This is a genomic window from Streptococcus sp. M334 (genome assembly GCF_000187745.1).
In the GTDB taxonomy this organism is placed as follows: Bacteria; Bacillota; Bacilli; order Lactobacillales; family Streptococcaceae; genus Streptococcus.
The window spans coordinates 29,588-48,462 of record NZ_GL732489.1 but is presented as its reverse complement, the minus strand read 5'-3'; the positions used below and the strand labels follow the sequence as shown (position 1 = coordinate 48,462).

Annotated in this window: 18 protein-coding genes; 4 read left to right on the top strand and 14 right to left on the bottom strand. The window is 40.8% G+C overall.

The features are described 5' to 3' along the window. Positions 1-50: 50 nt before the first annotated feature. The 7 genes from HMPREF0851_RS11560 to HMPREF0851_RS11530 form a co-directional block, all read right to left on the bottom strand. Complete coding sequence (locus tag HMPREF0851_RS11560) at positions 51-359, bottom strand: hypothetical protein (RefSeq protein ID WP_000333271.1); 309 nt, start codon at positions 357-359, stop codon at positions 51-53. Continuing rightward, complete coding sequence (locus HMPREF0851_RS11555; protein ID WP_000565534.1) at positions 352-993, bottom strand: ABC transporter ATP-binding protein; 642 nt, start codon at positions 991-993, stop codon at positions 352-354. Before HMPREF0851_RS11555 ends, HMPREF0851_RS11560 begins: the two co-directional genes overlap by 8 nt. Position 994: 1 nt before the next feature. Continuing rightward, positions 995-3,025, bottom strand: a complete 2,031-nt coding sequence (locus tag HMPREF0851_RS11550) for a bacteriocin-associated integral membrane family protein (protein ID WP_000825285.1) — start codon at positions 3,023-3,025, stop codon at positions 995-997. Between the two features lie 713 nt (positions 3,026-3,738). Continuing rightward, the gene (locus HMPREF0851_RS11545; protein WP_000790985.1) at positions 3,739-4,218 is read right to left on the bottom strand and encodes a hypothetical protein; all 480 of its coding nucleotides are present in this window, start codon (positions 4,216-4,218) and stop codon (positions 3,739-3,741) included. A gap of 341 nt (positions 4,219-4,559) precedes the next feature. Then, positions 4,560-5,471, bottom strand: a complete 912-nt coding sequence (locus HMPREF0851_RS11540) for a helix-turn-helix domain-containing protein (protein WP_000904868.1) — start codon at positions 5,469-5,471, stop codon at positions 4,560-4,562. Positions 5,472-5,542: 71 nt separating this feature from the next. After that, on the bottom strand, positions 5,543-6,103 hold the full coding sequence (gene rnmV, locus HMPREF0851_RS11535; protein ID WP_000660000.1) for a ribonuclease M5: 561 nt from the start codon (positions 6,101-6,103) through the stop codon (positions 5,543-5,545). Next, positions 6,103-6,876, bottom strand: coding sequence for a TatD family hydrolase (locus HMPREF0851_RS11530; RefSeq protein ID WP_000575624.1), 774 nt, complete (start codon positions 6,874-6,876; stop codon positions 6,103-6,105). Before HMPREF0851_RS11530 ends, rnmV begins: the two co-directional genes overlap by 1 nt. 157 nt (positions 6,877-7,033) lie before the next feature. Between HMPREF0851_RS11530 and HMPREF0851_RS11525 the strand changes: the two genes are divergently transcribed. Then, positions 7,034-8,878 carry an APC family permease gene (locus tag HMPREF0851_RS11525; protein ID WP_000494454.1) on the top strand — a complete coding sequence of 615 codons (1,845 nt, stop codon included), beginning with the start codon at positions 7,034-7,036 and terminating at the stop codon, positions 8,876-8,878. A gap of 286 nt (positions 8,879-9,164) precedes the next feature. Here HMPREF0851_RS11525 and HMPREF0851_RS11520 read toward each other — a convergent pair whose 3' ends face one another. The 4 genes from HMPREF0851_RS11520 to HMPREF0851_RS11505 all read right to left on the bottom strand — a co-directional run bounded on the left by HMPREF0851_RS11520 (position 9,165) and on the right by HMPREF0851_RS11505 (position 13,212). Beyond that, positions 9,165-11,129: a peptide ABC transporter substrate-binding protein gene (locus HMPREF0851_RS11520; protein ID WP_000748911.1), complete on the bottom strand. Its 1,965-nt coding sequence runs from the start codon at positions 11,127-11,129 to the stop codon at positions 9,165-9,167. Positions 11,130-11,265: 136 nt separating this feature from the next. Then, on the bottom strand, positions 11,266-11,400 hold the full coding sequence (rpmH, locus tag HMPREF0851_RS11515; protein ID WP_000831905.1) for a 50S ribosomal protein L34: 135 nt from the start codon (positions 11,398-11,400) through the stop codon (positions 11,266-11,268). Between the two features lie 144 nt (positions 11,401-11,544). Continuing rightward, positions 11,545-12,759, bottom strand: a complete 1,215-nt coding sequence (locus HMPREF0851_RS11510; protein ID WP_000666464.1) for a pyridoxal phosphate-dependent aminotransferase — start codon at positions 12,757-12,759, stop codon at positions 11,545-11,547. Positions 12,760-12,918: 159 nt separating this feature from the next. Further along, positions 12,919-13,212, bottom strand: a complete 294-nt coding sequence (locus HMPREF0851_RS11505; protein ID WP_009014348.1) for a hypothetical protein — start codon at positions 13,210-13,212, stop codon at positions 12,919-12,921. A 161-nt stretch (positions 13,213-13,373) separates the two neighbouring features. Between HMPREF0851_RS11505 and HMPREF0851_RS11500 the strand changes: the two genes are divergently transcribed. Further along, entirely contained in the window at positions 13,374-13,826 is a 453-nt protein-coding gene (locus tag HMPREF0851_RS11500; RefSeq protein WP_000079148.1) for a universal stress protein, read from the top strand. Positions 13,827-13,860: 34 nt separating this feature from the next. On the opposite strand, the gene HMPREF0851_RS11495 is transcribed toward HMPREF0851_RS11500, so the two are convergent. Continuing rightward, positions 13,861-15,249 carry a Cof-type HAD-IIB family hydrolase gene (locus HMPREF0851_RS11495; RefSeq protein WP_000453114.1) on the bottom strand — a complete coding sequence of 463 codons (1,389 nt, stop codon included), beginning with the start codon at positions 15,247-15,249 and terminating at the stop codon, positions 13,861-13,863. Between the two features lie 65 nt (positions 15,250-15,314). On the opposite strand from HMPREF0851_RS11495, the gene HMPREF0851_RS11490 reads away from it, so the two are divergent. Continuing rightward, positions 15,315-16,277, top strand: coding sequence for an asparaginase (locus HMPREF0851_RS11490; protein ID WP_001124767.1), 963 nt, complete (start codon positions 15,315-15,317; stop codon positions 16,275-16,277). A gap of 53 nt (positions 16,278-16,330) precedes the next feature. Here HMPREF0851_RS11490 and ccpA read toward each other — a convergent pair whose 3' ends face one another. Further along, a complete protein-coding gene (ccpA, locus tag HMPREF0851_RS11485; protein WP_001090626.1) occupies positions 16,331-17,341 on the bottom strand; it encodes a catabolite control protein A in 1,011 nt (336 codons plus the stop codon). Positions 17,342-17,579: 238 nt separating this feature from the next. On the opposite strand from ccpA, the gene HMPREF0851_RS11480 reads away from it, so the two are divergent. Continuing rightward, positions 17,580-17,897 (top strand): DUF960 domain-containing protein, encoded by a 318-nt coding sequence (locus HMPREF0851_RS11480; RefSeq protein WP_000886037.1) that lies wholly within the window; start codon positions 17,580-17,582, stop codon positions 17,895-17,897. Positions 17,898-18,056: 159 nt separating this feature from the next. Here the strand turns inward: HMPREF0851_RS11480 and folK are convergent, their stop codons facing one another. Further along, positions 18,057-18,869, bottom strand: coding sequence for a 2-amino-4-hydroxy-6-hydroxymethyldihydropteridine diphosphokinase (gene folK / locus HMPREF0851_RS11475; RefSeq protein ID WP_000372513.1), 813 nt, complete (start codon positions 18,867-18,869; stop codon positions 18,057-18,059). Between the last annotated feature and the right edge of the window lie 6 nt (positions 18,870-18,875).

Here is an 18,875-nt window from a genome sequence, read left to right as displayed (position 1 = left end):
CTATCTTTCCTCATGAAGAAAGATAGTCTTGGAAATCTTTAAAAGTGGCCTTAGCGGTTCTCTCGAAACATCCGTTCGAAAAAATCAGCTTCTTGATAACTTCGATTTTCAGGTAGGGTCAAATCTACATCCTCCTCCACATCGTCCACTGTCAGTTCAACCGTTTGAGGTAAATTTTTCAAACGATAATGCTTTTGCCTTTGCCCTTCAATACTAGCAAAATCAAGCAAATAGCCATTCACTCGGATTTGAACTAAAAGAAGATGATTGGTCATGTTTTCCATGATGAGAATATCTTCTAAACCACCTCTGACACTAGGATAATCAGATACCCTGCGAATACGGATTTTTTCACACATGAGCAAGCTCCCTCATATCAATGATTTCATCGGCCTTATTCCAGACTAGGGGATTATGGGTCGCAATGATGATCATTCGATTTTCATCTTTCAAGCCCACCAAGAGATTCATAACCTCCTCTGAATTTTCAGGATCAAGAGCTGCTGTTGGTTCATCCGCTAAAATCAAGGGTGGATTTTTCAAAATAGTCTTCGCAAGGGCAACTCGTTGGGCCTCTCCCCCAGATAAAGTATAAATTTTTTGTTCTAAATCCAAATACCCTAGATTAACTTTTTCTAAAGCCCCCACTTGCCTTTCCAAACGTTCTACTTTTGAGATTTTCTGACCAACAAAGCCCAAATCCAAATTCTCTTTGATTGATTGGTTTTCTAAAAGGCCAAAATTTTGAAAGAGATAGCCCATCTGGTCTCGAAAATACTCACGAGTGGGAATGGTTTTTAAATCTTTCCCCTGATAGAGAACCCTTCCACCATCTATCTTTTCTAGCTTTCCTAAGATATTAAGCAAAGTCGTCTTTCCGCTTCCACTCTTCCCGATTAAGGCATAAACCTTGCCCTTCTCCAGCTTGAGGTTTAAACCAGAGAAAATCGCGCGGTCATTAAACTTCTTTTCCAATCCTTGAATATCAATCATCTTATTTTCCTTTCAATACTGCCATGCTACCAGCTTCTTCTTTTTTATCCTGCCTTACTAAAATCAAGAGGGCGTTAAGAGTAAATAAAGCTACAACTAAAGCGCTAATCAAGCTATCTCCTGTCAAAACACTAGATAGGACTAGGCCAAGCAAGAGAACTCCTCCTTGCGCCAGTAAGTACTTGCCATGAAGCTCATAGATTGTCATACCAGAAAGACGTTTAATCATGATCTCCCGTCTAAACTGCTCAAAATAGAGAAGATTCATGGAATCAAATAACAAGATAGCCGTAGACAGGGTCAAAATCGTCCCAATAAGGAGAGAGTAGAACTCCATCCGTTTGTCATTTAGTACCTTGGCAAAAAATAGCTGGCTTTTTACCAAGTAAGAGACTTTGTGATACAGACCTTGCTCTTTTAGAGCTGTGATACTATCTCCATATCGATCTAGTTTTAAGGCACTATTAGCCGTAGTTCCCCATAACATTCCTGCAACAGGTCTTGTTCCAGTCGCTTGCGGCGTTAAAACTACAATAATCGGATCTTTTAGGTACTGGTGTGTCGTCTTGTACCCATCGTTATAGAGGAAGCGTTCCTGTCCTGTTTCTGTAAAAGCTAGCGTTACCTGTGGGAGGTAGTGTTTCTGACTCGTCGCCTCTACACTTTCAGATGAAAAGTTTTGCAGGTAATCTGTAAATAATCCTTGATAGTAGGCAGACTGCTCTCGCAAGCTCTCAGGCAAGATCAGCCCAAACTCTCCCTCAGACAAGTTTTGCATCTTGTCCATAAACTCTGAAGAAATGGTAATCTTTTCTTCTACCAGATAGCGCGGTGAGACATAGATGACATTCCCTGACGGTGTGTAGTCATTGAGACGATTGCCATCTAGATCCACTTCTGCTCCATCTGAGAATTTGTCAACATTGCTCATAATATAAAAAGAGTCTGTATTGGCTAACCGTTCTTCAGTAAATGTCTGCCACTCACGATTATCCTTACGCATTCCTTCTTCATCGGCAAATGCACTAGACCAACCAAAGGATAGACGGTAACGGTCTGAGGACTGGCTCCATTTATCGCTAGCTCTCTCCATCTCCTGCATTTCACGGTAGTGGGGTAGGAGAGCAGTCGCACTCGAGCCGACCACCAGCACAGCCAAGAGTTGCCCCACCATCATCAATGTCATCATACGTTTGAGAGGGAGTTTCCCTTTCAATAGATCCACCAGACTATTTTCCTGTAAACCAAGTAGATACACGACACTTAATAAGGTAGAAATCCCTGCCAAGGTCAATCCATAAAGTAGAAGACCAATGATGACCAGTTGCACCGTTGCCATAAACAAGGCACCTTGATACCAGAGAATCCCCAATCCCAAAAGACTGGATACCAGCACTGAGCAGATAAGCTGTCTCATATCTTCTAACACTGGTCTGAGAGCCACCCCAAACAAGCTCTCACCAGCGATTAAACGAATCCCTGCCTGACGAAGGGACTTGATCCGATAAATCAGGGTCAGACTCATAAAGGTCAGCAGAAAAATAGCTAGACTCAGTAGCCCCATAGGGGTGGCCGCCAATAGTAAGACTATCGAAAATGGATCTTCTCCATTCGAAACAAAGCCTTGATAGCCAAGTTCTTTCAAGGTGGTCTGTAAGCTCACTCCATCCAAACTTCCTGACACAATCAAGTAAGACCCTAATAAATCACTCGTTTCTGCACTCTCCTTGGAGGAAATGGTCAGACCTTCTGGAAGCTCTCCCTGACCGTAAGTGGCATAGGTAAAGCGTGTTTCTCCAGCTTCATTTGGCTCAACAATTCGACGGGCGATAAGACTATTATGCTCTACCGCCAAGTGACTCAAAGCCTCTGTCACCTCTTCGCGACTAGCTACTGGTTGATTTATCACCATTCCTGTCACATCAACAGAGGGATAGTTACCAAATAAAATCTCTTCTCGATGGTCAACGGAAGTTATCACCATATAAAGCGATACCAATACCATTGAAATCAAAATAAATAAACGTTTCATCATTTCCTCCAAAAAGTTACTTGGTCACTTAGTGAGAAGGTGACCACAGTCACTGCGATGTTAAGAAGCTTATTAAATTCTTTCTACTAGCAACATCTTCAAATATATTATATCCGTTTTTTCAAGAACTATCAAGGACGTCAATGTCCTTAGAATCTAACTATTTCATTTTATTTTTTACTTATATATAAAAAAACAGTTCTAAAGACGAACTTTAGAACTATTTCAAGACCAGAACAAGGACATTATTGTCATTGCTTCACTATGTTTATAAATATTCTTACCCTATTGTAAAACGAAGGACACATAAAAAGGTGCCTATTTGATGTACTCTGATTTCAAAATACCACAAAGTAAATTTAACATAATCTCCAATCATTCGTATAAACAATTGTGTGAAACTAATCCGAGAAAAATCAATCACTAGTTGTCAGAGACTTTTTTAAGGATTATTATTTATTACTCGCAGATGGTAAACACGGATTATTCCTACTACTATGAGAATAACTAAGTAAGACTGATTACAGAATTATTTCTTTAAATTATTCGTTTCCTTCTTTATAAAACGGATATGTAACTATTATACCCAAAGTACTAATTATAATTTTAAAGATTGCACCTAAAATATTTAAAGTTGATAAATCAAGTATTCCGTGTATTAGGTATAGTAGACAGAAAAAGAATGGAAGGTATTTTTTTAATTTTTTCATAAACTATAGTGCTATCAAGGTCAAAGCTTTAGCTACTGTCCAAGCCATCCAATCTGGCATACCTGCACGCTTACAAGCCTGGTAGATTCCATCTTCAATCCAACCAGTAAAGTGTTCTAGTGTACTCAATATAGAATTCAATCCTATATATTGATTTATCCATCTTTTAACATTCGAAGGGAGTTTACTATAACCTTTTCGAATAGCTGTAACTGAAAAAGACCACTTTCCTCTGTCCATTTTAGCAGCTTGGATATCCTCTTGCGAAACAGTATCTTTATCAAATTCTAATATACGTCCGTTATCTACGTAGATATGTTTTCCTTCACCATTAGTTGCCGTAGAACGTTTTGAAACTTGAGTTGCTTTATCCGAAACTGAGTATGTAGAAGCAAAAGCAGTTGCAGATGGGAGAGCAACAGTACTTAATGTTAAAAAGCAACTTAAAACAATTGCTGTTTTTGTTAAAATCTTATTTTTCATTTTATTTTCTCCTCGAAATATACATTTTTATCATAACTATCCTAATAAACTGACACTTTGCCCTAAAGAGTCTATTTTGAAACTAAGTAGACATAACTAAATTTTATTTAAACCACCAAGTCACTAAATAAAATAAACTAAAAAAGTTCATATTGTAATTTCCTTTCACGTTTTAATTAATTATAAATTATTCTTAAATAAACTCAAAGGACATCAATGTCCCTAAAATATAACCATTTCGTGACATTTTTAGCTTATATATAAAAAAACAGCCCTAAAGACGAACTTTAGAACTGTTTTGATACAAGAACAAGGACATTTTTGTCATTGCTTCACGATATTTATAAATATTTTTTTAAATCTTCTTGCCATTGTTTTTCTAACATAGTAACTAAATAAGAATTTTCTATTATATCAGCAAATAGCTTCGATTTCTGATAGAACTGTTCGGCAGAAACATAATCATTTTTTATTATTAGGGATAATTTCCACTCCAACATTAATATAATTGGTTTCTTCTGAAAATCTTGTGTTTTTTCCATTATGTGATTAAGGCTAAAGATATAGGTTTCTAGTGAATCATAAGTCGATAAATTATCCAAACAGGCTAGACCCGAAAACAAAGTGTTACTTAAAGCAAACAGATATTCTGGTGCAATTAATTCTACATGATTTGTCAAACGAACTAAAAACGAATGAATTCTGTTAATTTCTTCAATCTGATTTTGACCTTGTTTTATCTTTGTAAGCACTATAGCAAAATATAAGTTGATAACTTCTAATTCATTTATCAAAAACAATTCCTTATCATAAATTGTTTTAAAATAATCGTCCAGTACGGTTTCCCCGTATTCTGGTCGTCCGCTTCGAATAACATCTATCGTTGCTCTAGTAGCTTCAAACCATACTTTTTCCTCACTAGGAAGTTGCTCATAAAACAAGTTCTCTATCTCTTCCAAACACGCTTCTTTCTTATCATACTCCTCTTCTTTCCCATAGATTGGTTCACGTAAAATCTGGTATTTCAATTCTAAATAAGCAGAAGGAAGAGCTGAAAAATCTGGCATAAGGCTATAAGCTGGAACTCCTAATCGGCGAGCAATATAGTCTAACTTGGGCAAACTCGGTTGCGAAGCTCCACTTTCAATTCTCGACAGTTGACGCACTGTCAGTTCTTGCTCATCTCCACAAAAATCTGAACGACTAATTCCTTTTTCTATCCGAATCTCTTTAATTTTTTGACCAATTAACATCAGACGCCTCCTCTTCTACCTGCTTCGAAAAATACTGTGAAACTTAAAAAATTGTAACGGCTACATCTTTCCTACTCATAACTTTTCATAGCTTCTTCCACTTCTGCCAAGGTGACCCCAAACAACTCTAAGCGTTTGAGGAGTTGCTTGCCGTTGGAATAGCCAATTCGGAGAGCCTCTCCTAGATATTCTCGTCGCTTACGACTATCTACTCCCGCTAGAAAACCAAGACGAATCAAGTCGCTACGACCAATGTCAAACTGACTCTCATGTTCAAATTGTTCTGTCACCTGAGCTAGAGCCGTTTTCAGGTCTTCATAGCTGGCATGCTCAATTCCCAGAGACCGCCCCTTGGTCTTGGACTTAGGTACGGCCTCATCTCGTTTGAGAAAAGCATGTTGCACTGTTGGAATAGCCGTCATAATCATGCGACGAATCCGCTCCCCATTAAAATCTGGGTCTGTAAAGACGATGACTCCATGACGTTGGTGCAGGCGCTGAATCCGCTCTATATCCTGAACATTGATGGCAGAACCTCGAGTCTCATAGGTCTCAACATCGAAATAACGTTTGAGATTGGCCGTATCATCTCGCCCTTCCACCACGATAACTTGGGAAATTTTTTCTTTCATTACTTGCTGTCCAATCCAAAAATGTGTTCTGCATTTGCAGTCGTTGCTGCCGCCAGCTCTTCTGTCGTCATCCCACGTAAATCCGCTATAAAATCCACCACATAGCGAGTGTAGGCTGTTTTATTTTCACGACCACGCTTGGGTACAGGTGCTAAGTAAGGCGCATCTGTTTCCACCAAAATCTTGTCCAGAGGAAGTTCTCTAGCAGCCTCTTGGATGTCAGTTGCCTTCTTGAAAGTCACCACTCCTGAGAAGGAAATAGTCATGCCAAGCGCAACAAACTTCTCTGCCCATTCAAGAGTTCCCGAAAAAGAATGCATGATACCACCTCGAGGACCAACGCCCTCACTCTTGATAATCTCATAGGTATCTTCCAGCGCATCACGGGTATGGACAACAAAAGGCAAATCCAAGTCCTTAGATAGCTGAATCTGACGGCGAAAAACCTGCTCCTGCACCTCTTTTGGCGCTGTCATCCAATGATAATCCAAACCAATTTCACCTAAAGCCACAACCTTGGGATGTTTGAGCTTGTCAAGCAAGTAAGCTTCAATCTCCTCTGTGTAAGTCCCAGCTTCTGTCGGATGCCAACCAATAGTCGCATAGAGTTGGTCATACTCATCTACCAACTCCAAGGCACGCTCTATCGTCGGTTGATCAAAACCAACAATATTCATCTGTGTCACACCCATCTCAGCAGCCAAGGCAATTTCTTCTGCCTCACGACCTGCAAATTCTTCTACATTCAAGTGTGTATGTGTATCAAAAATCATCTCTTCTAACCTCGTTTTCTATCTTCTATTATAGCAAAAAAACTGACCTCTCTCCTCATCTATAAAAAATATTCTAAAATCTATTGTCGTCTCTTGACGCTATTTTTTCAAAGCAGTATAATAACACTTATTGAATTTTTCAACAAAGGAAACAACTATGTTTACAAAATTAAAACAGACCTTTATCGGTCGTCCTCTCAAGTCCTTAACCGAAGGCGAAGGGGGACTACTGGGAAAAATGCAGGCGCTAGCCATGTTGTCAAGCGACGCTCTATCTTCCATTGCCTATGGGCCTGAGCAAGTAGTCCTCGTCTTGGCTAGTCTCTCTCCTCTAGCTATATGGTGGAGCCTTCCTATCGGCCTCTTTGTCCTCCTGCTCCTAGCTAGCCTGACCGTTTCCTACCGTCAAATCATCCATGCCTATCCTCAAGGGGGAGGGGCCTATATGGTTACTCGAGAAAATCTATCTCCCCAACTTGGCTTGATAGCTGGAGGCAGTCTTCTGGTTGACTATATGTTGACCGTAGCGGTATCTGTTTCTTCTGGAGCTGACGCTATCACAGCAGCTCTCCCTGCTCTTCACCCCTACAACCTCCACATCTCCATTTTTCTGGTTTGCTTGCTCATGCTCTTGAACTTACGGGGCTTAAAAGAATCTGCCAGTTCACTGATGATTCCTGTCTATCTCTTTATCATCAGCACTGTCTTTCTCTTGCTCTATGGAATCTTTCAACTAGTGACAGGTTCTCTCAGCTATCAGGCAACTTCACCTATTGGGCATGCTGTTCCGAGCCTGTCTATCGTTCTCATTCTAAGAGCTTTTACCAGCGGATCTGCCTCTTTGACAGGGGTTGAAGCTATTTCAAATGCCGTTCCCTTTTTCAAGGATCCAAAAGAAAAGAATGCCGCTCAAACCTTGACCATTATGTCACTGATTTTAGGTTTTCTTTTTGCTGGTATCACCTTCCTAAACTACTGGATGGGGATTATGCCGCAACACGGAGAAACTATTCTTTCACAGATGGCTCAAGGTATTCTTGGTCATTCCTTCTTAGGCCACCTTGGGTATTATATCTTCCAATTCTCCACAGCCTTGATTTTGGCCGTAGCTGCAAATACTGGCTTTTCGGCCTTCCCTATGCTAGCTTACAATATGGCTAAAAACAAATACATGCCCCATCTCTTTATGGAAAAAGGAGACCGCCTAGGTTACTCCAATGGAATTTTAACTCTGGCTTTTGGGGCTATGATTCTTCTTCTCATTTTTAATGGCAATACAGAACGCTTGATTCCTCTTTATACTATCGGGGTCTTCGTTCCCTTTGCCCTTTCTCAGACTGGAATGATTCGTCATTGGAAAAAGGAAAAAGGAGCAAATTTCTTAAAACCTGCTCTTGCTAATATCCTTGGGGCAATCATTTGCTACGCTATCGTGCTGATCCTGCTCTTTTTCCGTCTCAGTGATATCTGGCCCTTCTTCCCGATTATTCTCGTACTCACCCTACTCTTCTTGGCAATTCACAGTCATTACCAAAAAGTAGCCCAACAACTGCGACTCTATGAAGGAGTCGAAAAACGTACTTACGACGGCAATCTGGTTCTGGTCCTAGTAGGAAATGTCACCCGAGTCAGCGTCGGAGCCATTAACTACGCTCAAAGTATTGGTGACGAAGTCCTAGCCATGCATATTTCTACCAAGGAAACAGCAGAAAAAGATCAAGAAATTCTCCAAGAATTTGCCGATTACTTCCCAACCATTACTCTGAAAAATATCAAGACCAGCTACCGCGACATCATCACCCCTACTGTCAAGTATGTCAAACGGATTTCCGAGGAAGCACAGAAAAAGAACTATACAGTCACTGTCCTCGTTCCTCAGTTTATCCCTAATAAACCTTGGCAGAATATCCTGCACAATCAGATGAGCCTCAAACTCAAATACGCCCTTCGTTGGCACCAAGACGTCGTTGTCGCTAGCTACTCTTATCACTTAAAAGAATAAAGAAAAGGCCCTACCAGAACCAAGAAGCTCTAGTAAGGCCTTTTTCTAAATCCAGTCACTATGCTTATACTCTTCGAAAATCTCTTCAAACCACGTCAGCTTCACCTTGCCTTATATATGTTACTGACTTCGTCAGTTCTATCTGCAACCTCAAAACCATGTTTTGAGCTGACTTCGTCAGTTTCATCTACAACCTCAAAGCACTGCTTCGAGCAGCCTGCGGCTAGCTTTCTAGTTTGCTCTTTGATTTTCATTGAGTATTAACTGAAAAGAATGACTAGGCATATTATTGAATGTGGTTAGCTAAATCTTCCTGAGCTTTTTTATTTGACTCAGCTTTTTCTTTCAGCCATTTTTCATAGAGTTCTTGGTACTGTTTAGCAGTTACTGGCTCTTTTTGCAATTCAACATATTTGTAGTTGTCCGCATTTCCCTTATGACCAACAAATGAGAATGGACCTGTAAACGGTACTGTCTTACGAAAGATTGGATTAGCTCCGCCACTTTGAACTGGTAGGAAGAGGGCACTATCTGTCAACCAAGCTTGGGCTTCAGCATATTTTTCATAGCGAGCCTGAGTATCTGTGATTTCAGCGTCTGCCTGATCCAAGAGTTTCTTGTAGTCAGCAAGACCAATCTTATCCTTAACTTCCTTGTCTTTTCCTTCAGACAAGCCCATGTTTTTCAACTGAGAACCAGTCTCTGGATCTAGAATCGCTAGGTAAGTCTTAGGATCTGAGTAGTCTCCACCCCATCCTGAGACGTCAATATCGTAGTCTTTTTGTTCTGCTGTATCTGCAAAGTAGGTTGCTTGGTCTTTTTCATCTGGAGAAAGTTGGATAACATCAATGACTACATTCTCCTTACCAAGAGTGGTTTCTACTGTTTGCTTGAAGGAACCAGCCTGTTGCACATCCAACTTAGCAGTCTGGTCAACTGGCATATCCAAATGAATTGGGAAGGTTACTCCCTGAGCTTGCAGACTTTCTTTGGCCTTAGCAAATTTCTCTTTGGCCTTTTCAGGATTCAAGAAGGCTTGCTTACCATCGTTTAAGTTGATATTTGCCCAATCTTTACCGTAGTTGACAATTTTTTCATTGACAATATCACCGAAGTTCTTATCGCCAACTTGGACAAAGTTACTCGGTGTAACTGTGTTACGCAAGATACGGTCTGCTCCATCTTCACCATTTGTCTGTGCCGCATAGGCATGACGGTCAAAGGCAAAGTTGATAGCCTGACGGAAATCTTTATTCTGCATAGCTGCGCGTGAATCTGTCTTTTCCTTATCAGACTGTTTCATAGTCTGCTTGTAACTTTGACGATTCACGTTGAAAAGATAATAGAAAGTAACTGAGTTTTGCGGTGTATAGGTAATCTTGTCCTCATTTCCCTTCTTAAGTTCAGCAAAGACTGAACTTGTTGGGAAGATACGACCATCTGTGTAGTTGCCTTCCAAAAATCCTCTTGTAATACTATCTTGGTCAGAACCGTCAAAGAAAGAGAGTTTCACTTTCTCGATTTTAACATTGTCCTTATCCCAGTAATTAGGGTTTTTGTCAAGTTCAATCAAAGATTTGGATGTGAATGATTTAAATAAGTAAGGACCATTTGACAAGATGCTTGATGGTGTCACACTTCCAAAGTCATCTCCCTGAGACTTCAAGAAAGCTTCGTTTACAGGACTAAGAATACTTGCTGTTGTTTTAGAGTTCCAATAAGTCTCAGGTTGATTGAGGGTGTATTGTAGTGTGTAATCATCCACTGCCTTAACACCAACAGTTCCAAAATCAGATGATTTCCCTTCAACATAGTCTGCTAGCCCCTTGATAGAATCTTGTACCAAGTACAAGTTTTCAGCCTTTTTATCAGCCGCATACTTAAGACCAGTCACAAAGTCATGAGCTGTTACATCCGCATACTCTTCTCCTTCAGAAGTGTACCATTTAGCCCCCTGACGGATCTTATAAGTGTAGGTCAAACCATCTTTTGACACAGTCCATGACTCAGCCATAGACGGGATGAGATTTCCATACTGGTCATTTTCCAACAAACCATCAATCAAATTGGTTGTGATACTAGATGTAGAATCTCGTGTAGAGGTAATATAATCCAAGGTATCTGGGTTATTGACAAAGATATAAGAGTAAGTCTTGTCTGTATTACTTGATTGAGATGATCCACACGCTGCTAAAGCTAGACCTGCTGTCAAAGCCATAGCTCCAAAAAGCATAACTTTTGATTTCTTCATGATTATTCTCCAATTTTACAGTATGTGAGATATTATACACTATTCAAGCGAAAATATAAAGTTTTTTGTACTTTTTTACAAAAATAAAAATCAGTAGACTCGAGTTCCTACTGATTTTTGATATAGTTCGTTTGGATTATGCAGCCAAAACTTTGCGTCCTTTACGACGACGAGCTGCCAATACGCGACGACCGTTTTTAGTTGACATACGGTTACGGAATCCGTGTTTGCGCGCACGACGAAGTTTACTTGGTTGATAAGTACGTTTCACGATGAATACCTCCTCATAGATTTTGTATTCGTTTAGCCGGCTATAAAGTGATCAGTTACTAAACATACTTTACTATTCTATCTGATTCTTTTACTTTTGTCAATAGCTCAAGGCAAATGTTTACTGCTTTTTCGAATGTAAGCCCTATCTGCGATACTGTTTCAAGAAACGAGTCATCTTTTCTTGGATTTGGGCTAGTTCATCGACACGAGGAAGGTAAACGATACGGAAATGGTCTGGTTCCTGCCAGTTGAAGCCTCGACCATGAACCAAGAGAACCTTTTCCTGCTTCAAGAAATTAAGGACAAACTGCTCATCATCATCGATACGGTACATATTGCGGTCGATTTTAGGGAAGATATAGAGCCCTGCCTTGGGTTTAACCGCAGACAAACCTGGAATATCTTGAATAGCATTGTAGATGAAGTTTCTTTGCTCATAAATTCGTCCACCAGGAAGGAGCAATTCATCAACTGATTGGTGACCACCCAAGGAAGTTTGTACGACTTGTTGGGCCAAAACGTTAGAACAAAGGCGCATATTGGACAGCATATTGAGCCCTTCGATATAGCCCTTGACATGAGTCTTAGGTCCAGACAAGACCATCCAACCCACACGGAAACCAGCAATACGGTGGGATTTTGATAGACCATTCATGCTAACACAGAAGACATCTGGTGCCAAGCTCGCCACAGGCGTATGCACATGTCCATCCATGACCATGCGGTCGTAAATTTCATCCGCAAAGATAATCAAATCATTTTGACGGGCAATCTCAACAATCTCCAACAAGAGTTCCTTAGGATAAAGGGCTCCAGTTGGGTTGTTTGGATTGATAAGGACGATTGCCTTGGTATTGGAAGTAATTTTTGACTTGATATCGTCAATATCTGGGTACCATTCTGCAGCTTCATCACAGATATAGTGAACAGCATTTCCTCCAGCTAGACTGACAGCGGCCGTCCAGAGAGGATAGTCTGGCATTGGAACTAAGACTTCATCCCCATTGTCCAAAAGCCCCTGCATGGACATGACAATCAACTCACTGACACCATTTCCAAGGTAGATATCATCAATATCTACGTTTGGGAATTTCTTCAGTTGACAATACTGCATGATAGCTTTACGGGCTGAGAAAATCCCCTTGGAGTCAGAATAACCTTCACTATCACGCGCATTCATAATCAAGTCATGAATGACTTCGTCTGGCGCTGTAAAGCCAAATTCTGCTGGATTTCCTGTATTCAGACGTAAAATCTTTTCTCCGTTTGCTCGCATCCGCATGGCTTCTTCCAAAACAGGACCACGGATATCATAAGCAACATGCTCTAACTTACTAGACTTGTTATATTCTTTCATCTTGTTTCCTCAATTCTTCGGGATGATAGTAACATTATACCATTAGAAAGAGAATGCGACAAGTTTGCTGAAATGTGTTACTAGATTCCTATAGAAGAAAAACCTCACTAAAAGCGAGGTCAAGACAGGGGAGATAGCAGGTATTTTGCCAGAGAGAAATCACATACCAAAAGATAAACCTAGAAAAAGCAAGCCTAAAAAGGAATCATAGAGAAAATTGAACATGATGAAAAGCCACCATATCATCAAGTAATCCCAACGACCACTTCGTTTTGCAACCAGGAATAATAGCAAATGGTAGAGTAGGTGAAAGACTAAAAAGCCAACAAAACCTGGATAGAGAAGCGGAATCAACCTATCTAATTGCCAAATCATGATAACTTCTACCAAGACCGACACTAGGATGATTCCATAATAAAGGAAATTTGATTTTTGAAAAGCATTTTTCATCATTATCCCTCCCTTCACTTATTTCCTGCTATCCTTTCTTTTATTTTATCATATATTTATATAGATTTTAAGCGCTAACATTCTTTCGAAAAATACTTTTTTTGCTTTACTTCTATAGTGAAAAGGTTTACAATTATAGTAAGAAAATTTCAGGAGGTTTCATTATGGCACAACGTTACCAAAATATCATGGTCGCAATCGATGGTTCTAAAGAAGCGGACTTGGCTTTTGTCAAGGGAGTTCATTCTGCTCTACGAAACGACGCTAAACTCACCATCGCACATGTCATTGACACACGCGCACTCCAAAGCGTATCCACCTTTGATGCTGAAGTTTACGAAGAACTCCAAGTCGACGCTGAAAGTCTGATGAAAGAGTACGAAAAACGTGCTAAAGATGCTGGTGTGGCAGATGTTCATATCGTCATTGAAATGGGAAATCCAAAGACCCTATTGGCACGTACTATTCCTGATGCTGAGGAAGTGGACCTCATCCTCGTTGGCGCAACTGGTCTCAACGCCTTTGAACGCCTCTTGGTCGGCTCTTCATCTGAATACATTCTCCGCCATGCTAAGGTCGATTTGCTGGTTGTGAGAGAACAAGAAAAGACCTTATAATCACGAAGAAAAGGAGCCAAAAGCTCCTTTTTGTTTACTGTTTATTTCTCTCTTTATGGCGTTCATAAGCCTTGAGCTGACGCTGCAGTTCCTTTTTAATAGCAGGTTCTGGAGCATATTTTTCTTCCCAATCATCTGGCTTTAAGATTTTGTGGGTCACTGGATCAAAATGAGCCTTGCCATCTGGGAAAATTTTCCCCATATTGGCCTGATGGACAATATCAAAAATACGTTCTGGGTCCACCCCCATCAAGACAAAACTACCGTAGGTAAAGTAAAGCGTGTCAATCAAAGCATCCACTTGCCCCACCAAATCTTCCTGGGCTGGCGTCTTCTTGGCCACTTTATCTGCTGCCTTATCAAGGGCCTGATGAAGTTGCGATAGAGCTTGACCAAAATCCTCTTCAGAAGGACTGGCTGCTCGAACAAACTCCACCAATTCTTCTATTTTAAAACCAGCCCTGTGGGTTGCACCTTCTAAATCCCAAACTCGAGGTTCTTCTTGGGTCCGTTCATCCATCATGTGGTGGAAGGTCTTGACCTTATTGAAGTGATAGTCACGGCTGACAAAGACTTTTTCTGAGGCCAGAACACCGAAATGTTCCAAGGCCTTATGGATTCCATCTTGCTGATTGCTGGTGGTAATGTGCTTAGCCACTTCCTTGACACTGCTACTACCATTTCCCATAGCAACAGACATACCGACACCTGCCAGCATTTCTAGGTCGTTATCTGAGTCACCAAAGGCCATGACTTGGTTGAGGTCAAAACCATATTCTTTCCCAACTCGACGAATACCTTCCAATTTAGAATTTCCTTGATTAATGACATCCGCAGCAAAAGGATTGCTACGTGTCAATTTCAAGTCTTCAAAATCAGCCGCTGCCTTCTCAGATTCCTCTGGTGTCATCAGCATCAAGACTTGGTAGATAGGCTGATTCATCAGATGAAGCAGGTCTTCTTCCTTTTGGGGAACAACCTTGCTGACCATACGATTAAAGGAATGACTCACTGTCCGAGTTAAAACAGAGGGAACGAAGCGACTGATTCGTTGGGAAAAAGAACCCAGACCAAAGGACATGATTTTGGAACCCAACATGTCATCCTTAGTCCCTAGGGCAATCTCCTTACCCTCTTTTTTAGCATAAGTAATGAGCTGGCGTAAATGTAACTTGGAAATTGGGCTCGTGAACAAGACTCTGTCTTTAGTAAAGATATACTGGCCATTGTAGGTTACCGCAAAATCCAGATCCAAATCGTCCATCAATTCCTTAACAAAAAAAGGTCCTCGCCCCGTTGCTACACCAACTAGCACTCCTTGTTCTTTAACAATTTTAATCGCGTCCTTAGTGGATTTCAAAACACTCTTGCGATCGTTGACCAAGGTTCCATCGATATCAAAAAAAACAGCTTTGACTTCCATCCTATCCCAATCTCCCCTTTTGTGATACAATGATTATACCACATTTCAGAAAGAGTGAGTAAATCATGCCTAAGAAAATCCTTGTTTTACATACGGGTGGGACTATTTCCATGCAAGCCGATGCTTCTGGCGCTGTTGTGACGAGTTCAGATAATCCCATGAACCATGTGTCCAACCCTCTTGAAGGAATCCAAGTCCACGCCTTGGACTTTTTTAACCTACCAAGCCCCCATATCAAACCCAAGCATATGCTGGCTCTCTACCAAAAAATCAAAGAGGAAGCTGCTAACTACGATGGAGTGGTAATCACACACGGGACCGATACTTTAGAGGAAACAGCCTATTTCCTTGATACCATGGAAGTTCCCCGTATGCCTATCGTTCTAACAGGTGCTATGCGCAGCTCCAACGAACTCGGTAGTGATGGGGTTTATAATTATCTGAGCGCTTTAAGAGTGGCTAGCGATGACAGAGCTGCTGATAAAGGAGTTTTGGTCGTTATGAACGATGAAATCCACGCTGCCAAGTATGTTACCAAAACGCATACAACCAACGTCAACACCTTCCAGACTCCTACTCACGGTCCACTTGGTCTCATCATGAAACAGGAAATACTCTACTTTAAAACAGCTGAACCCCGCGTCCGCTTTGACCTTGATCACATACAAGGCTTAGTCCCTATCATCTCTGCTTATGCTGGTATGACAGATGAGCTGATTGATATGCTGGATTTGGAACAATTGGACGGTTTGATTATCCAAGCCTTCGGAGCTGGTAATATTCCCAAAGAAACGGCTCAAAAATTAGAAAGCCTTCTGCAGAGAGGAATCCCAGTCGCCCTAGTTTCACGATGCTTTAACGGTATAGCAGAACCTGTTTATGCCTACCAAGGTGGAGGCGTGCAGTTGCAAAAATCTGGTGTCTTCTTTGTTAAAGAACTCAACGCTCAAAAAGCTCGCTTGAAGCTCCTCATCGCCCTCAATGCTGGACTAAAAGGACAAGCTTTGAAAGACTATATGGAAGGCTAAGTCTCTTCTCTAGAAAGTAAAATCAGGAAATCTTCACGATTCCCTGATTTTTTCTATTTACGTTTTCGTGTTGAACGACGTTCTGTCAAACCATGAGGTAAGAGAACTTCACGTTCTTCCAACTCTTCCTTGTGCATAATCTTAGTCAACATACGCATACTAATAGCTCCAAGGTCATAAAGAGGTTGGGCAATAGTTGTCAAGTTTGGACGGGTAAAGCGAGAGACTTGCGAATCATCACTAGTAATGATTTCAAATTCTTCTGGTACTGACACACCCTTATCAGCAAGGCCGTTCAAGACACCTGCTGCCAATTCATCACCTGTTACAACTGCTGCAGTTGCATTTGATGAAATCAAGCGTTCTGCCAAGGCATAGCCGTCTTCATAAGTGTATTTAGATTCAAATACCAATCCTTCGCTATAAGAAATACCTGCTTTTTTCAAGGCTTCCTTGTAGCCAACCAAACGAACCTTACCATTGATGTCATCCACTAGTGGACCGCTAACGAAAGCAATACGCTCATTTTCTTTAGCAAGGTGGGTCACCGCATCAATCGTAGCTTGTTTGTAGTCAATATTGACACTTGGAAGTTGATGTTCTACATCCACTGTCCCTGCAAGAACAACTGGTGTCCGAGAGCGAGAAAACTCTGAACGAATTTTTTCAGTCAAGTGGTACCCCATAAAAATGATACCATCCACTTGCTTAGAAAACAGTGTATTAACCACTGAAACTTCCTTGTCATCATCCTCATCACTATTGGCAAGGACGATGTTATACTTGTACATTTCAGCAATATCATCAATCCCTTTAGCAAGCGTTGAGAAATAGCCATTGGTAATATTTGGAATCACGACACCGACAGTGGTTGTCTTTTTACTTGCAAGACCACGCGCCACGGCATTTGGACGGTAATCCAAACGGTCAATCACCTCAAGCACTTTTTTTCGAGTATTCTCTTTTACATTCTTATTGCCATTGACTACACGGCTAACTGTCGCCATTGAAACTCCTGCTTCACGGGCGACATCATAAATCGTTACTGTATCGTCTGTATTCATTTCATTTCCTTTCTATATCATACCTCACGAGACTCCAAAAAAAGAGACGGTATGAAAATTTCGTTTTCATGATTCTACTTATTCCATTTTATCACTATTTGTAAACACTTTCAAGCTTTTTTTGAAGATTGTTTGAAAAAAATTTCATAGAAAGCTATGTTTATGAAGAAAAAATCACCTTTTCTTGATTTTTAATCCTATTTGCTGTATGATAAGGGAAAAGAAAGGAGGCAGAGATATGGCTTTTACCAATACCCAGATGCGGTCGGCTAGTTTTGGCATTGTTACCAGTTTACCTGATGATGTCATTGACTCTTTTTGGTATATTATTGACCACTTCTTAAAAAATGTCTTTGAATTGGAAGAAGAACTCGAGTTTCAATTGCTTAATAACCAAGGAAAAATTACCTTCCACTTTTCAAGTCAACACCTCCCTACAGCTATTGATTTTGACTTTAACCATCCTTTTGACCCTCTTTATCCCCCAAGAGTACTAGTTTTAGACATGGATGGTAGAGAGACTATCCTCCTCCCAGAAGAAAATGACCTATTTTAATACTCAATGAAAATCAAAGAGCCAACTAGGAAACTAGCCGCAGGTTGCTCAAAGCACTGCTTTGAGGTTGCAGATGGAAGCTGACGTGGTTTGAAGAGATTTTCGAAGAGTATAAAAACTCTAGCCTTCAGTTGCAAGTGACTGAAAACTAGAGTTTTTCTATTTTTTCAAAGCATTATACAAGTTACGGATAGGTTGCTTTAATGTAGGATGGATAAAATGAGGTGCAATTTCCTGTAAGGACTCAAGGACAAAAAGGCGTTCCGCTATGTAAGGATGGGGCAAGATGAGGTCGTCTGTATAAATGACCTGGTCCTCCACAAAGAGCAAGTCCAAATCAATCAATCGAGGTCCCCAATGCACTTCTCTCACCCTTCCCATCTCTGACTCAATGTCTAACAAGGTCTCTAATAAAACTGGGGCAGGCAACCAGGTTTCAACCTCAACCACTTGATTAGCAAAGCTATCTTGCTCCACACCACCCCAAGGCTCCGTCGTCAAGACACTGGACTCTTTGAGAATATGGATACCTCGAGCTCGCATTTTCTCAATGGCTTGTTTCAAGTTTGCTTGTTTATCTCCCATATTGCTTCCTAGGGCGATAAAGGCTCGTTGCTTGCGGCGATGAATTGTTACCGAGCAAGTATCTAGCGGCAAATGCACTGGCGCCCAAGGTTTTTTGAGTTCCAGCTGAATTTCTTGGACAAGAGGATAAGCCTCAAAAGTACGTTCCACCAGTTTATAAGCTACCGTTTCAATCAAATCTTCACTCGTTTCCTGAAACCAAGTCGTCCACTGCTGACACAGTTCTCCATAATGGGCAGAAGCCGTTAAATCCAAGTCTGTAGCCGCCTTGGTCATATCATAGGATAAGATGGCTGAAACGACAAACTTCTGCCCCAATTCCTTCTCACTAGGAAAAAGACCATGATAGGCAAAAATTTCCAAATCCTTAATCTGCAGTTGATCCATAATGAT

What these genes read in the sequence shown, in the direction of transcription:
- folK (WP_000372513.1), bottom strand. Translation starts at nt 18,869, where the DNA reads ATGGATCAACTGCAGATTAAGGATTTGGAAATTTTTGCCTATCATGGT.
- HMPREF0851_RS11520 (WP_000748911.1), bottom strand. Translation starts at nt 11,129, where the DNA reads ATGAAGAAATCAAAAGTTATGCTTTTTGGAGCTATGGCTTTGACAGCA.
- HMPREF0851_RS11555 (WP_000565534.1), bottom strand. Translation starts at nt 993, where the DNA reads ATGATTGATATTCAAGGATTGGAAAAGAAGTTTAATGACCGCGCGATT.
- HMPREF0851_RS11490 (WP_001124767.1), top strand. Translation starts at nt 15,315, where the DNA reads ATGCCTAAGAAAATCCTTGTTTTACATACGGGTGGGACTATTTCCATG.
- HMPREF0851_RS11505 (WP_009014348.1), bottom strand. Translation starts at nt 13,212, where the DNA reads ATGATGAAAAATGCTTTTCAAAAATCAAATTTCCTTTATTATGGAATC.
- rnmV (WP_000660000.1), bottom strand. Translation starts at nt 6,103, where the DNA reads ATGAAAGAAAAAATTTCCCAAGTTATCGTGGTGGAAGGGCGAGATGAT.
- HMPREF0851_RS11510 (WP_000666464.1), bottom strand. Translation starts at nt 12,759, where the DNA reads ATGAAAGAATATAACAAGTCTAGTAAGTTAGAGCATGTTGCTTATGAT.
- HMPREF0851_RS11495 (WP_000453114.1), bottom strand. Translation starts at nt 15,249, where the DNA reads ATGGAAGTCAAAGCTGTTTTTTTTGATATCGATGGAACCTTGGTCAAC.
- HMPREF0851_RS11530 (WP_000575624.1), bottom strand. Translation starts at nt 6,876, where the DNA reads ATGATTTTTGATACACATACACACTTGAATGTAGAAGAATTTGCAGGT.
- HMPREF0851_RS11500 (WP_000079148.1), top strand. Translation starts at nt 13,374, where the DNA reads ATGGCACAACGTTACCAAAATATCATGGTCGCAATCGATGGTTCTAAA.
- HMPREF0851_RS11560 (WP_000333271.1), bottom strand. Translation starts at nt 359, where the DNA reads ATGTGTGAAAAAATCCGTATTCGCAGGGTATCTGATTATCCTAGTGTC.
- HMPREF0851_RS11480 (WP_000886037.1), top strand. Translation starts at nt 17,580, where the DNA reads ATGGCTTTTACCAATACCCAGATGCGGTCGGCTAGTTTTGGCATTGTT.
- HMPREF0851_RS11525 (WP_000494454.1), top strand. Translation starts at nt 7,034, where the DNA reads ATGTTTACAAAATTAAAACAGACCTTTATCGGTCGTCCTCTCAAGTCC.
- HMPREF0851_RS11550 (WP_000825285.1), bottom strand. Translation starts at nt 3,025, where the DNA reads ATGAAACGTTTATTTATTTTGATTTCAATGGTATTGGTATCGCTTTAT.
- HMPREF0851_RS11545 (WP_000790985.1), bottom strand. Translation starts at nt 4,218, where the DNA reads ATGAAAAATAAGATTTTAACAAAAACAGCAATTGTTTTAAGTTGCTTT.
- HMPREF0851_RS11540 (WP_000904868.1), bottom strand. Translation starts at nt 5,471, where the DNA reads ATGTTAATTGGTCAAAAAATTAAAGAGATTCGGATAGAAAAAGGAATT.
- ccpA (WP_001090626.1), bottom strand. Translation starts at nt 17,341, where the DNA reads ATGAATACAGACGATACAGTAACGATTTATGATGTCGCCCGTGAAGCA.